14 protein-coding genes are annotated in these 12444 nt (G+C 72.4%); 10 read left to right on the top strand and 4 right to left on the bottom strand.

The window, feature by feature from the left end:
• Positions 1–43: 43 nt before the first annotated feature.
• Positions 44–1477, top strand: coding sequence for an aldehyde dehydrogenase family protein (locus tag GUI43_RS22615; RefSeq protein ID WP_112583411.1), 1434 nt, complete (start codon positions 44–46; stop codon positions 1475–1477).
• 72 nt (positions 1478–1549) lie between these two features.
• Here the strand turns inward: GUI43_RS22615 and GUI43_RS22610 are convergent, their stop codons facing one another.
• Positions 1550–1951 carry a ChaB family protein gene (locus GUI43_RS22610; RefSeq protein WP_112583412.1) on the bottom strand — a complete coding sequence of 134 codons (402 nt, stop codon included), beginning with the start codon at positions 1949–1951 and terminating at the stop codon, positions 1550–1552.
• A gap of 175 nt (positions 1952–2126) precedes the next feature.
• Between GUI43_RS22610 and GUI43_RS22605 the strand changes: the two genes are divergently transcribed.
• From GUI43_RS22605 to GUI43_RS22590, 4 genes are all read left to right on the top strand, one after another.
• Positions 2127–3113, top strand: coding sequence for a YihY/virulence factor BrkB family protein (locus GUI43_RS22605; protein WP_112699739.1), 987 nt, complete (start codon positions 2127–2129; stop codon positions 3111–3113).
• Between the two features lie 100 nt (positions 3114–3213).
• Complete coding sequence (locus tag GUI43_RS22600) at positions 3214–3630, top strand: DUF2795 domain-containing protein (protein ID WP_091401660.1); 417 nt, start codon at positions 3214–3216, stop codon at positions 3628–3630.
• 52 nt (positions 3631–3682) lie between these two features.
• Complete coding sequence (locus GUI43_RS22595; protein WP_112583414.1) at positions 3683–4144, top strand: SRPBCC family protein; 462 nt, start codon at positions 3683–3685, stop codon at positions 4142–4144.
• 108 nt (positions 4145–4252) lie between these two features.
• Entirely contained in the window at positions 4253–4516 is a 264-nt protein-coding gene (locus GUI43_RS22590) for a hypothetical protein (RefSeq protein ID WP_112583415.1), read from the top strand.
• Here GUI43_RS22590 and GUI43_RS22585 read toward each other — a convergent pair.
• Positions 4471–5784, bottom strand: coding sequence for an MFS transporter (locus tag GUI43_RS22585; protein WP_112699738.1), 1314 nt, complete (start codon positions 5782–5784; stop codon positions 4471–4473). The two genes, GUI43_RS22590 and GUI43_RS22585, sit on opposite strands and share 46 nt — an antisense overlap.
• Positions 5785–5942: 158 nt before the next feature.
• On the opposite strand from GUI43_RS22585, the gene GUI43_RS22580 reads away from it, so the two are divergent.
• Positions 5943–6152, top strand: a complete 210-nt coding sequence (locus tag GUI43_RS22580) for a hypothetical protein (protein WP_091401653.1) — start codon at positions 5943–5945, stop codon at positions 6150–6152.
• Here the strand turns inward: GUI43_RS22580 and GUI43_RS22575 are convergent.
• On the bottom strand, positions 6149–6598 hold the full coding sequence (locus GUI43_RS22575; RefSeq protein ID WP_112583417.1) for a hypothetical protein: 450 nt from the start codon (positions 6596–6598) through the stop codon (positions 6149–6151). The genes GUI43_RS22580 and GUI43_RS22575 overlap by 4 nt on opposite strands.
• A 162-nt stretch (positions 6599–6760) precedes the next feature.
• On the opposite strand from GUI43_RS22575, the gene GUI43_RS22570 reads away from it, so the two are divergent.
• Positions 6761–7114, top strand: a complete 354-nt coding sequence (locus GUI43_RS22570; RefSeq protein ID WP_112583451.1) for a DUF6401 family natural product biosynthesis protein — start codon at positions 6761–6763, stop codon at positions 7112–7114.
• A 67-nt stretch (positions 7115–7181) separates the two neighbouring features.
• On the opposite strand, the gene GUI43_RS22565 is transcribed toward GUI43_RS22570, so the two are convergent.
• Positions 7182–7991, bottom strand: a complete 810-nt coding sequence (locus tag GUI43_RS22565; protein ID WP_091401646.1) for a mechanosensitive ion channel family protein — start codon at positions 7989–7991, stop codon at positions 7182–7184.
• 198 nt (positions 7992–8189) lie between these two features.
• On the opposite strand from GUI43_RS22565, the gene GUI43_RS22560 reads away from it, so the two are divergent.
• The 3 genes from GUI43_RS22560 to GUI43_RS22550 all read left to right on the top strand — a co-directional run bounded on the left by GUI43_RS22560 (position 8190) and on the right by GUI43_RS22550 (position 12435).
• Positions 8190–10328, top strand: a complete 2139-nt coding sequence (locus GUI43_RS22560) for an ATP-binding SpoIIE family protein phosphatase (protein WP_112699737.1) — start codon at positions 8190–8192, stop codon at positions 10326–10328.
• A gap of 25 nt (positions 10329–10353) precedes the next feature.
• Positions 10354–11031 carry an HAD family hydrolase gene (locus GUI43_RS22555; protein WP_112583419.1) on the top strand — a complete coding sequence of 226 codons (678 nt, stop codon included), beginning with the start codon at positions 10354–10356 and terminating at the stop codon, positions 11029–11031.
• 108 nt (positions 11032–11139) lie between these two features.
• The gene (locus GUI43_RS22550; protein ID WP_112699736.1) at positions 11140–12435 is read left to right on the top strand and encodes a cation:proton antiporter domain-containing protein; all 1296 of its coding nucleotides are present in this window, start codon (positions 11140–11142) and stop codon (positions 12433–12435) included.
• Positions 12436–12444: the final 9 nt, after the last annotated feature.

The raw sequence follows: 12444 nt of genomic DNA, 5'->3' as shown, positions 1-12444 counted from the left end.
CGAAACGCGTTTGCCTCGTCGAGGCCGGGGCATCCAACGCCGCATGTACACGGTTGCGCAGCTGGTGGGCGGAGTGTGGGGTGCGGGCGGCGACGGCGGCGAACTGGTGGTGCGTGATCCGGCGGACGACGCGCCGGTGAGCACGGTGCCGGTGGCCACTGCCGACGAGGTGGGCAAGGCGACCCAGGCGGCCCGCAACGCGGCGGCCCAGTGGGCGGCGACCGCTCCTGCGGAACGCGCGGCGGCGCTGCACCGGGCCGCGGACGCGGTGGAGGCGGTCATCGAGGAGTTGGCGGCGGCGGTCACCGCGGAGATGGGCAAGCCGTTGGCGGACGCCCGCGGCGGCGTCGAGGCGGGGATCGGCACCCTGCGACAGTATGCGGAACTGGCACCGCTGCGTGGCGGGCGCACGCTGAACGGCGAAACCGACGCGCTGGACTTCCTGACCCCGCAGCCACGCGGGGTGGTCGCGGCGATCACCCCCTGGAACGACCCGGTGGCGGTCTCTTGTGGACTGCTCGGCGCGGCCCTGGTGACCGGGAACGTGGTGCTCTACAAGCCGAGCGAACGGACACCGGCGACGGGTTGGCTGCTGGCCCGAGCACTGGACCAGGCGCTGCCGGCCGGGGTGTTGTCGCTGCTCACCGGCGGCCCGGAGGTGGGTGCGGCACTGGCGGCGCAGGACGTCGACGTGGTGGCCCACGTGGGTTCCACAGCGACCGGGCGGGCGATCGCCGCCGCGGCGGCCCGCACCGGCGCGAAGGTGCTCCTGGAGAACGGCGGCAGTGACCCGTTGATCGTGGATGCGGGCGTCGACCCGGAGTGGGCGGCGGAGCAGGCCGCGCTCGGCGCGTTCGCCAACGCCGGGCAGATCTGCGTGGCGGTGGAGCGGCTCTACGTGCACCGGGAGGTGGCCGACGACTTCGTGGCCGCGCTGGTACGCCGCGCCGGAGCCCTACGGGTCGGACCGGGCCGGGACCCGGGCACCGAGCTGGGCCCGCTGGTCGACCGGCGGCACCGGGACCACGTGCACGGGCAGGTGGCGGCCGCGGTGGCGGACGGCGCACGGGTGCGGGTGGGCGGCGAGGTGCCGGACGGGCCGGGGGCGTTCTACCCGGCCACCGTCGTCACCGACTGCCGCCACGACATGCCGCTGGTCCGGGAGGAGACCTTCGGGCCGGTCGCCCCGGTGGTGGTGGTCGACTCGTTCGACGAGGCGCTGCGCTGCGCTGCGGACTCCCCGTACGGGCTGGCCGCAACGGTGTTGACCCCGTCGATGAGTCACGCGCAGCGGGCGTGGCGGGAGCTGCCCGTGGGCACGGTCAAGGTCAACGCGGTGTTCGGGGGTGCGCCGGGGGGTGCCGCGCATCCGCGCCGGGCCAGCGGGCAGGGCTTCGGGTACGGCCCGGAGCTGCTGGACGAGTTCACCGCCACGAAGGCGGTGCACATCGAGGCGCCCGGCGGCGGGCACTGGTGAACGGTACGGGCGGACGCAGGGGTGGCGCGTCCGCCCGTACCGCGTCGGTTGTGCTCCGGTGTGCGGCCGCGGTCAGTCGCCGCGGGCCTTGCGGGTGGCGCGGTCGTTGGCCTTCTCGATGGCCGTGACCAGCTCCGGTTTGGTCATGCCGGACCGCCCGGGCACGTCGAGTTTGCGGGCCACCGACATCAGGTGGTCCTTGGTGGCGTTGGCGTCCACGCCACCGGCTGTGGGGGCCCGCCGTTCCGGCCCGCCACCGGCGGCCTGCTGGTCGCTGGGGCCCTTGCGGCCCTTCGGCTCCCAGTGGTCGCCCACCTTCTCGAACTCATGCTTCACGGCGGCGAAGGCGGTGCGGTGCGACCGCTCCCCCTCGCCGTAGGTCTCGACCGCCGAGTCGTGCGTCTTCTCCCATGTGCGCTGCGCCTTCTCCGGGGAGCGTCGCAGCGTGCTGGGCAGGTCTTCGCGCCCGGGCATCTCGTCCTCCTCCGTGTCGACACTGTCACTGTGACCGTTCCCCGGTGACCGGGCGGCAAACCGTAGCGACGCCGCCCGGTACCGCGTGGGTTTGTCGATTTCACCATCCGGGTACCGCCGGGCCAGGCCAGACCGGACGACCGGTCATCCGGCGGCCGGGGCGCAGGGAGCGGGCATGACGACCACGGAGCCCGATACGACGCTCGACGGCACACCGGACACGCGGGTGCCCCGACGGATGCGGCAGTTGAGCTGGCGGACCTGGCGCGGGGTGCTGGTTCGCAGCGTGCAGAACTTCGTCAACGACAACTGCTCCGACTGGGCCGCCGCGCTGACGTACTACGGGGTGCTGGCGCTCTTTCCGTCCGCCATCGTGGTGGTGGCGCTGGTCGGTCTGGTCTCCGACGGGGAGCGGACCCTGGACACGGTGGTCGACCTGGCCAACCAAGTGGGCGCCGGGTCGGTGCTGACAAACGACGAGGGTGGCGTGGTCGGGGTGATCCGGACCGTGGTGCTCGACCAGAGCAACCCCAAGCTGCTGCTGAGCTTCGGCCTGCTCGGCGCGCTCTGGTCCGCGTCGGGTTTCATCGGTGCCTTCACCCGAGCCTCGAACGCCGTCTACGGGGTGACCGAGGGCCGCCCGGTCTGGAGGCTTCGACCGCTACAGATCGGCCTGGCGGCGATCACGCTGGTGCTGCTCGCGGTGGTCGCCCTCGGCCTGATCGTCAGTGGGCCGGTCACCGATGCGGTCGGCGACCTGATCAACGCCGGCGGCCTGGCCCGCACGACGTGGAGCGTGGCGAAGTGGCCGGTCCTCGCCATGATCATGATGGTGCTGCTGTCCCTGCTGTTCTGGATCGCGCCGAACGTGCGTCAGCCCCGGTTCCGCTGGCTCACCCCGGGCGGCGCGGTGGCCCTGATCTCCTGGGCGGCGGCCTCCTTCGGCTTCGGCCTCTACGTGGCCAACTTCGGCTCGTACAACACCACCTACGGCAGCCTCGGAGCGGCCATCGCGTTCCTGGTCTGGCTCTACCTGTCCAACTCGGCGCTGATGCTGGGTGTGCAGATCAACTCCGAGGTGCAGCGCGGACGGCAGTTGCAGGCCGGCGACCCGGACCCGGACGAGCCGGTGCTGCCGCCCCGCAAGCCCGCCGACGAGTGAGGTCCCGTTCGGTCGTGTTGTCCGGTTCGCCGACGGGCCGGGGGCCGGTTCGCGGCCCGGTGCCGGTTTACCGCGCCGGGTGCCGGGTAGCGCAGAAGGCATGGAGCGTGGCAACAGCAAGCACGGACCGAGGATCGACGAACAGATGAGTCAGGAGGTCAGCGGCCTCGTACAGGGGCCGGGGACCGGTGGCTCTCGGGTCGACGAGTTCCGGGTGCCCGAACCGGCCGGTGAGGACCAGCCGGAGGTGAGCACCGTCCCGGCGGGTGAGACGCGCACCGGCGCCCCGAAGGGCATGAGCTCCACGGACGTCGAGCAGCGCAGCCGGCTCGGCCGGTTCATCTCGATGAGCGCGCTGCCGGGCGACCGTCTGGTGCTCATTGCCAGCGCTCGTGAGAACGAGGCGCCGGACGACATCGTGGCGGCGCTGGAACGGCTGCCCGAGGGCACCGTCTACCAGACGGTCTCCGAGGTGTGGGCCGCGCTGGGCAACAAGAACGAGACAACTCGCTGGTGATCAGGATCGCCCCCGATCCGGCAATCCACCGGCGACTGAAGGAGGTTCCCCGATGAGTGGCGTTACCGAACATGTGGACGTTTCCGTACCCGTACGCACCGCGTACGACCAGTGGACGCAGTTCGAGGAGTTCCCCGAGTTCATGGAGGGTGTGCAGGAGGTCCGGCAGCTCTCCGACACGATGACCCACTGGACTGTGGACATCGCCGGGGTGAAGCGCGAGTTCGACGCCGAGATCACCGAGCAGCTGCCCGACGAGCGCGTCGCTTGGCGCTCCACCGGCGGCACCCAGCAGGCCGGTGTGGTGACCTTCCACCGGCTCGACGAGGACAAGACCCGCGTCACCCTGCAGCTTGAGTTCGAGCCGCACGGGGTGGTCGAGCAGGCCGGTGACAAGCTCGGCATCGTCGACCGGCGGGCCAAGAGCGACCTGGAGCGGTTCAAGACCTTCATCGAGCGACGCGGTCAGGAGACCGGTGCCTGGCGCGGGTCGGTGGACCGTCCGCAGCCGTGACCTGAGCAGTGACACCGATGGCCGCCAGAATCCTGGCGGCCATCGCCGTGTCTCAGCCTTGTCGCACGCCACCGTTTGCGATCATCGCGCCCGGGTACCGCTCAAGACATGACCGACGACAGCATCAGGGTGTGGCGGGACGAGGAGCGGATTCCGCTGGAAGAGCTGGAGCAGGCCGTGGCCGGCTCCAGCCTCGACGGGCAGGCCGACGACGTGACCGGCAACGACGCGGGGGAAGAGGCGACGTTCGGCCACGGGCCGGCAGCGGACGACCGGAAGGGGCAGGCCCAGGGCAACAGCCGGGAGGACACCGACCCGGAGCGCCGCTACCGCCCGTCCACCACCGGGCGGACCGGTCCGGACGCGGGCTGACCCTCCCGGCCGGGCTGAGTGGGCGCCGGCTGCCCGGTGGGCCGGCCGGTCGAGCGACGGTCGCCCCACTCGTACAGCGCGATCAGCGCCAGCGCGAGCACCAGCAGGGCCGAGCCCAGCACCTGCACCGAGGTGTTGCCGATCAGCACGCCCAGCCCGGCCGGGACGAGCGCCGCACCGACGCCCGCGGCGCCGATCTGCAGCCCGATGGCCCGGTCCGCGTGCGCCGCGCCGACCCGTTCGGCGGTGGTGAGGGTGAGCAGCGGAAACACCGGCGCGGCGGCGAAACCGACAACGACCAGGCCGAGCACCGCCAGCAGGGCCGGCCCGGGAACGGCGATCAGCGCCGCGCCGACGGCCATTCCGGCAAGGCTGACGCGCAGCACCAGCCCCGCCCCCAGGCGCTCGGCCACCAGACCCTGCACGACCCGGCCGATGAAGAGGCTGCCCCAGTACGCGGAGACGCAGCCGCCGGCCAACGCCGCGCTGAGCCCGCGCCCCTCGGTCAGCAGCAGGAACGCCCACAGCCCGGCGGACACCTCGATCGCCACGTACAGCACGAAGGCGAGCGTTCCCGACCAGACCGCCGGCAGCCGCAGCGTGGCCCGAACCGGGACGCGGACGGCCGACGTCGGCCCGGCCTGGATGGCGGCACCGGCCTCGGTGGGCACCGGGGCGTCGGCCTCGGTGCTGCCCGGGGCGCCGCGGTGCCAGGCCCGCACGGTGAGCGCGAACGCGGCGGCGAGGACGAGTTGGGCGGCGGCCACGATGCCGTACCCCCAACGCCAGGCGAGCCCGGCGCTCAGCACCGCGGTCATGATCAGTGGACCGATGGCCACGCCGAGGCCGAAGAAGGCGTGCAACCAGTTCATGTGGCGGGGTCCGAAGGCCCCGGCGGCGTACGCGTTGAGCCCGGAGTCGACCGCACCGGAGCCGAGCCCGAGCAGCAGCGCACAGCCCACCAGCACCGCCAGCACGGGGCTCACCGAGTAGCCGGTCAGCGCCAGGCTGGCCAGCAGGGTGCTGCCGGCGAGCAGGGCGCCCACGCCGACCCGGGCCAGAGTGAAGCCGGCCAGCACGCTGGAGGTGAGATAGCCGACGGTGCCGGCGGTGAGCACCCACCCGACCGCCTCGGTCGGCACGTCGAAGTCACCCCGGATCGAGGGCCAGCTGACGCCGAGCAGGCCGTCGGGCAGGCCGAGACTGACGAACGCGAGGTAGGACAGCAGGAGCAGTGCGGCGCGAGGACGCGCGGGCGGGGTGGACACGAGACACCATCCTGCCGCAGGGGCACCCTAGCGCCGTCGGCACCCGATCGCCCTCGGCGCAAAGAAGTCGTGTCCGTACGGTCGAGAAAACGGACAGCTCATCCAGAATCGGCCGATCGGAGGACGGCAAGCCGGCCGGTTCGCGTAAGAATTTCGGGATGCATCAAGGCTCCGGAATCCTCTCCACGCGTCAGCGCCGGCTCGCCTGGCTCGGCTTCCTGCTCGCCGCGCTCCAGGCGCCCGTGTCCGCCTGGCTCGTCGCCGACGAGTCGTGGCTGTTCAGCCTCTGCGTCGCGCTGATGGTGGCCACCGTGATCATCGCTGACGACGCGGCACGGCGTCGCCCGGCCAACGCGACAAGCGACTAGCCTCCGCCGCCCGGCCGGGCCTCGTGGCCCGGCCGGCCCCGGCTACGGCGGCGTTCCTTCATCTCCGCCTCGTAGAGGTGGCGCCGCCCACCCACCAACTCGTCGCGGGCCTGCTGGTCCAACTCCCGGAACAGCGCGTGGTAACCGTCGTCGAAGTCCTCGACGATCTGAAACGTCCACCGTCCGGCGATGACGTTGCGGCCACGCAGCTCCGTGGCGATCCGGTCGGCGAGATGCGGATGCCCGGCGGCGCGAAACTGCTCCACCGCGTCGTCGAGCATCAGGTCGGCATGGCCGATCAACTGGTGCACCGAGTAGAGGTGCCCCCGGGCCCGCTCCACACACTCCAGGGCCTCGCTGAGCTTGCCGAGCGCGGCGACAGTAGCGTCGCTGACGCCGTCCGGCCGCCGGTGCCGCTCGTCGGGTCCGTCCGCCTGCTGTCCCATCCGTGCCTCCGTGCCGGGTGCCGTCGTCCGTGGGTGTTCTCCTGCTGCCCCGTCTGTGCCGGATCAATCCCCCAGGTCAGCGGCGTCCGCCCCAGTGGGGCAGCTGACATCCGCCGAGTGGCCGAGGTCGACACTGTCACCGGTCGGTTAGCCTCGGTCACCATGCGTGTGCCGTTCAACCGGGTCGCCTCCCGTACCGCCGTCGACTCGGCGCGGTCCACCCTGGCCGCCCTCACCGTCTCCGTGGGCACTGTCGGGCTCGCCGCCGCCGCCGCGCGACCGGGGCTGCTGGCCCTCGTCGACCAGCATGCGGCGGCCGTCCGGGACAGCCTCGACGGGGACCGCACGCCGCTGACCTCCGCGGCGCTCGCCGGCTACGCCGAGGGGGTGCGTGCCGCCGCCCTGGAGCACGGGTGGACGCCGCCCAGCGGGCCGGTGGACTGGAGCCACCCGGAGTGGCTGCTCACCCGGCTGGTCGCGGTCTGCGCGCTGGCTCGCGCACTCGACCGGCACTGACACGCGAGGGAGGGCGCCCCGCGTCGTCCGCGGAACACCCTCCGACCCGTCGTGCCGTTCCGCCCCGCTACGAGCGGTACTGCTGGGCTTCGTCCACCCGAGGCATGGCCTGGGTGCGGTCACCCCCGCGGTCGGCCATCTGCCGCTCCACGTCGCTACGCCCGGCTGACGTGGCCTGACGTTGCTGCTGCACCGCCCGAGCCTCCTGGGCCGCCCGGTCCAGCCAGCCGTCCCAGCGCTTCTGCATCGGCTTCACGAGACCACCGCCGACGCCGACGATCAGGATGCCGGCCACCGTGGCGAGCACCGCGATCAGCACCGGGGTGGTCACAGTGGTGGCGATACCCACCTGGTTCAGGGCGGCGATCACACCGAGCGCGATGATGAAGATCGCCGTCAGGTCGGCCAGGACCTTGCCGTACGAGAGCCCTCCCAACGCCCCGGTGACCAGATCCCGGACAGCGTTGGCGATCGCGGCCGCCACCACCACGATGACGATCGCGATGAACGCGCGCGGCAGCCAGGACACCACGCCGCTGATCAGGTCACTGATCGCGTTGGGCCCCCAGACTCCGAAGGCGAACTGCAGCGTGAACAGCAGTACGGCGTAGTACGCCAGTCTGGCCAGAATGTCGCTGGCGTCGTACTTCGTTCTCTCCAGGGCCCGTTTGATGCCACCGCGTTCGACCGCCTGGTCGAAACGCACCCGTTCCAGCACCGTATCCACGATCTTGAGGACGGCTCTGGCGATGAGCCAGCCGACCACGAGGATGACGATGAAGGCCACTGCCTTCGGGATGAAGAGCAGCACCGACCTCCAGGTGTCGGCGATGGCATCGCCGATGTCGGCCTGCCGGACCGCGAGGGTTTTCAGCATGATGTCCCTCCTGTCGCATGGACTGCGCCGGGCGCATACCCGGCAACCGGTCCGGCACTCCGCGCAGCGTGCGGCGTTTTTCCCGACAGACCTCCGGACAGGGGCCGTGAACTGCCCGAACAGCCACCGCAACGGACGCGGCCACGGCCCGCCGCCATGGTCGGATGCCTTTCCCGGTCGGCCGACTAGGCTGCGAACATGCCAGGAACGGTCGGGCGGGTCCCCACGCCAGCAACTCCGGGCCCGGACGCACCCACCGGGTCCGGCCCGGGTGTCGGCGCGCTCGCCCACGACTGGGCCAGCACCCCGCTGGGCCCGGCCGACGGCTGGGATGTCGCCCTCCAGGCCGTGGTGGAGCTGGTCCTCGCCTCGCCGATGCCGATGGCCCTGGCGTACGGCGACGACCTCGTCCTGCTCTACAACGCCGGCTACGCCGAGCTGCTGGGCACCAAGCACCCGAGCGCCCTCGGTCGTCCGGCCTCCGAGGTGTTCGCGGAGATCTGGGCGCTGCCCGGCGTCGGTGCGGTGATCGAGCGCTGCTACCGGCAGGGCGAGGCCTTCCTGGAGAAGGAGTCCACCCTGCCGCTGGTCCGGGGGCACTCCGCGACGGTGGAACAGGCGGTCTTCACCCGGGGCTACTCACCGGTGCGCGACAGCGCAGGTCACATCGTCGGCGTGTTGACGGTCGCGGCCGAGACCACCCACGTCACCGAGCAGTTGCAGAGCCTCAGCGAGGTGGCCGCGGCGCTCGCCGGCACCCTCACCCTCGACGACGTGGCCCGGGTGGCGCTGCGGTACGCGATCACCACGTTCGACCCCGACCAGGCCTCGTTCGCTGTCGACGAGGGCGGCGGTGGCTGGCGCATGGTGCGTCGGGTTCGTGGCGAGTTGTTGGACGAGGCCGACGAGCGGCTTCCCCCGCTCTGGCGGCGCGCACCGGCGGACTGGTCGGCCCCGGTGGTGCAGGCGGCCCGCTCCGGCGCCCCGTCGTTCACCCGCGACGGGCAGCCGCTGCGGGACACCGCCGTGGACCGCCACGACCAGAAGATCCGGGCGATGGCGGCCCTGCCGCTGGGCACCTCGGTGATCCGCGGCGGGCTGGCGGTCGGCTACCAGGTCCCGCACACCTGGTCTCCCGCCGAGCGGGCGCTGCTGGCCGCCTCGGCGGAGCTGATCGGCCAGGCCGCGGAGCGGGCCCGCCGGTTCGAGACCCAGCACGGCACGGCCCAACTGTTGCAGCGCAGCATGTTGCCGGAGCACCTGCCGGATCTGCCCCGGTTGCGGATCGCGGCCCGCTACGACCCGGGCGTGGACGGCAACGCGGCCGGCGGTGACTTCTACGATGCGTTCCTGCTGCCCAACGGCTCGCTCGGCGTGGTGCTGGGCGACGTCGCCGGTCACGACGTGCAGGCCGCCGCGCGGATGGGGCAGGTCCGGGCCGCGCTGCGCGCCCTGGCCCTGGCCGACCCGACGCCCGCTGCGGTCCTGGGCGGCCTGGACCGGCTGGTGACCAGCCTCGGCGTGGAGGCCGGCACCCACGAGCTGTTCGTCACAGTGGCGTTCGGGGTGATCGACGCGGAGCGGCGGGAGCTGACCCTGTCCAGCGCGGGGCACCCCGCGCCGCTGATCCGCCGCGGCGACCCGGATGGTCGGTTCCACGCCGAGTACGTCGACGTCCCGGCCGGGCCGCCGCTGGGGTTGGGCGGCCGGCCGGGCACCACTACCGTCCCGTTCCGCCCCGGCGACACCCTGCTGCTGTTCAGCGACGGGGTGGTGGAGCGTCGCCGGCAGAGCCTGAGCGCCGGGCTGGCCACCCTGAGCGACGCCATCGCCAAGGCCGGCAGCGGCGACCCACGGGCACTCTGCGCGGTGGCCACCGCGGCGGTCCCGGGCGGCACGGAGGACGACGTGGCCGTGCTGGCGGTCGAGCACGCGCTCAAACCGAGTCGTTCGGCGAGCATGGAGGTGCCCGCCGAGCCGACCGCGCCCAGCCGGGTCCGGCACTGGCTGACCGGCCAGCTCACCGAGTGGCAGGTGCCCGAGTCGGTGATCGGGGCGGCGGTGCTCTGCACCAGCGAGCTGACCACCAACGCGTTGCTGCACGCCGGCACGGCCGCCCGGGTGGAGATTGACCTCAGCGCCGAGCGGCTGCTCGTCTCGGTCGCGGATTCCGGCACCCGGGGCACCGTGACCCGGGCCCGTACCGACACGTTGAGCAGTCGCGGGCGCGGCCTGGGCCTGATCGAGGAACTCAGCGACGCCTGGGGCACCGACCCGTCGGTCCGGGGCTCCACGGTCTGGTTCGAGATCCTCACGCCGCCGGCCGCGCATCCCTGAACCGCCCGAGGGTAGGAGGACGCCCATGGCTACCGACCGGCCCGCCGGGGTCCTCTTCGATGTCGACGGCACCCTTGTCGACACCACCTATCTGCACACCGTGAGCTGGTGGGAGGCGTTACGCCAGACCGATCAGCCGGTGCCGATGGCGGTGGTGCACCGTTCGATCGGGATGGGATCGGACAAACTCCTGGATCATCTCCTCGGCCCGGAGCGGGACCGCGACGCCGACTCGAAGCTGCGCGACGCGCACGACACCCTCTACGCCGAGTACTGGGAACGGCTCACGCCACTACCCCGGGCGGCCGACCTGTTGCGTGCCTGCGCCGAGCGGGGGTTGCGGGTCGTGCTGGCCACGTCCGCCTCGGAACCCGAGGTGGGCGCGCTTCGTCGGGCGCTGGCCGCCGATGACGTGATCGACACGATCACCTCCTCCGCGGACGCCCAGCAGAGCAAGCCGGCACCGGACATCCTTGTCGCCGCGTTGGAGCAGTCCGGGTTGGCCGCCGAGCGGGTGGTCTTCGTCGGCGACTCGGTGTGGGACGTCGCCGCGGCCGGGAAGCTGAACATTCCATGTGTGGGCCTGACCTGCGGTGGCACCAGCCGCGGCGAGCTCGCCGGCGCGGGTGCCGTGTCGGTGTACGACGACCCGGCCGCGCTGTTGCACGAGTTGGCGGACTCGCCGCTCAGCCGACCCCGGTGAGGATCACTCGGGTCCACCGGCGCGGACGCGCATAGCCGGAGCCCTTGCGGGGCAAGGACTGTCACCACCTGCCCGCGCCTCGCGGGTGCGGCCAGAAAGGGTGGTGCCGTGGAGCCGGTAGATGTGGCGTTCGCGCTGGTGGGCCTGGGCGCCCTGCTGGCGGGCATCCTGCCGCGGGTGCTGGAGCGGCGCCCGCTGTCCATGCCGATCGCCTTCCTCGCCCTCGGCATGCTGGTGTTCCTGCTGCCGGTCGGGCTGCCGTCACCGGACCCCCTGGCCCACCCGGAGCTGACCACCCACCTCACCGAGATCGGGGTGATCGTCGCGCTGATGGGCGCCGGGCTGAAGATTGACCGGCCGTTGAGTTGGCGGCGGTGGTCGTCCACCTGGCGACTGCTGGCGATCGCGATGCCCCTGTGCATCGCGGCGGTGGCAGTGCTCGGCTGGTGGTGGGCGGGGCTGGTGCCGGCCGCCGCGCTGTTGTTGGGCGCCGCGCTGGCGCCCACCGACCCGGTGCTCGCCGCCGACGTGCAGGTCGGCGAGCCGACCGACGTGGAGGATTCCGAGGACGAGGTCCGCTTCGCGCTGACCTCGGAGGCCGGCCTGAACGACGGGCTGGCGTTCCCGTTCGTCTACGCGGCCATCGCCATCGCCTCGACCAGCCTCGCCCCGAGCGACTGGTTGGCCGAGTGGTTCACAGTGGACGTGCTCTGGAAGATCAGCATCGGCGTCGGCGGTGGGCTGCTCATCGGCTGGCTGCTCGGCAAGCTGTTCTTCCGCGCGCCCAGTGACCTGCGGTTGGCCCGGCACGCCGAGGGCTTCCTGGCGCTGGCCGCCACGTTCCTGGCGTACGGGCTGGTGGAGGTGGTCGGCGGGTACGGCTTCCTGGCGGTGTTCGTGGCCGCCCGGGCCATTCGGGCCGCTGAGCGGACCCACGAGTTCCACTCGGTGCTGCACGACTTCGCCGAGCAGGTCGAACGGCTGCTCACCCTGGTGCTGTTGCTGCTGCTCGGCGGCGCGATCGTGGGTGGTCTGCTGGGCCCACTGACCTGGCCGGCGGCCGCCGTCGGGCTGGCGCTGGTGTTCCTGGTGCGGCCGCTGATCGGCTGGTTGTCGTTGCGTGGCGCACCGGGACGCCCGGCCGAGCACTGGGTCATCTCGTTGTTCGGCATTCGCGGCGTCGGCTCGTTCTACTACCTCGCCTACGCCACCACCAAGGCCGACTTCCCGCAGGCCGAGCTGCTCTGGGCGACCGTCGGGCTGGTGGTGCTCGTCTCCGTCGTGGTGCACGGCGTCGCGGCGACCCCGGTCATGCAGTTGCTGGACCGGGAGGGAGAGCGGACCTCCGACCCGGCCGAGCGGGACGCCGACGCTCGGCCGGTCGCGGCAGCCGGACACGCCTGAGCGGGTGAC

It is taken from the genome of Micromonospora noduli, from assembly GCF_003264365.1.
GTDB lineage: Bacteria > Actinomycetota > Actinomycetes > Mycobacteriales > Micromonosporaceae > Micromonospora > Micromonospora noduli.
This window is presented reverse-complemented; position numbering and strand designations above follow the sequence as displayed.

What these genes read in the sequence shown, in the direction of transcription:
- GUI43_RS22600 (WP_091401660.1), top strand. Translation starts at nt 3,214, where the DNA reads ATGGAGCGTGGCAACAGCAAGCACGGACCGAGGATCGACGAACAGATG.
- GUI43_RS22575 (WP_112583417.1), bottom strand. Translation starts at nt 6,598, where the DNA reads ATGGGACAGCAGGCGGACGGACCCGACGAGCGGCACCGGCGGCCGGAC.
- GUI43_RS22570 (WP_112583451.1), top strand. Translation starts at nt 6,761, where the DNA reads ATGCGTGTGCCGTTCAACCGGGTCGCCTCCCGTACCGCCGTCGACTCG.
- GUI43_RS22610 (WP_112583412.1), bottom strand. Translation starts at nt 1,951, where the DNA reads ATGCCCGGGCGCGAAGACCTGCCCAGCACGCTGCGACGCTCCCCGGAG.
- GUI43_RS22565 (WP_091401646.1), bottom strand. Translation starts at nt 7,991, where the DNA reads ATGCTGAAAACCCTCGCGGTCCGGCAGGCCGACATCGGCGATGCCATC.
- GUI43_RS22615 (WP_112583411.1), top strand. Translation starts at nt 44, where the DNA reads ATGTACACGGTTGCGCAGCTGGTGGGCGGAGTGTGGGGTGCGGGCGGC.
- GUI43_RS22580 (WP_091401653.1), top strand. Translation starts at nt 5,943, where the DNA reads ATGCATCAAGGCTCCGGAATCCTCTCCACGCGTCAGCGCCGGCTCGCC.
- GUI43_RS22555 (WP_112583419.1), top strand. Translation starts at nt 10,354, where the DNA reads ATGGCTACCGACCGGCCCGCCGGGGTCCTCTTCGATGTCGACGGCACC.
- GUI43_RS22595 (WP_112583414.1), top strand. Translation starts at nt 3,683, where the DNA reads ATGAGTGGCGTTACCGAACATGTGGACGTTTCCGTACCCGTACGCACC.
- GUI43_RS22590 (WP_112583415.1), top strand. Translation starts at nt 4,253, where the DNA reads ATGACCGACGACAGCATCAGGGTGTGGCGGGACGAGGAGCGGATTCCG.
- GUI43_RS22605 (WP_112699739.1), top strand. Translation starts at nt 2,127, where the DNA reads ATGACGACCACGGAGCCCGATACGACGCTCGACGGCACACCGGACACG.
- GUI43_RS22560 (WP_112699737.1), top strand. Translation starts at nt 8,190, where the DNA reads ATGCCAGGAACGGTCGGGCGGGTCCCCACGCCAGCAACTCCGGGCCCG.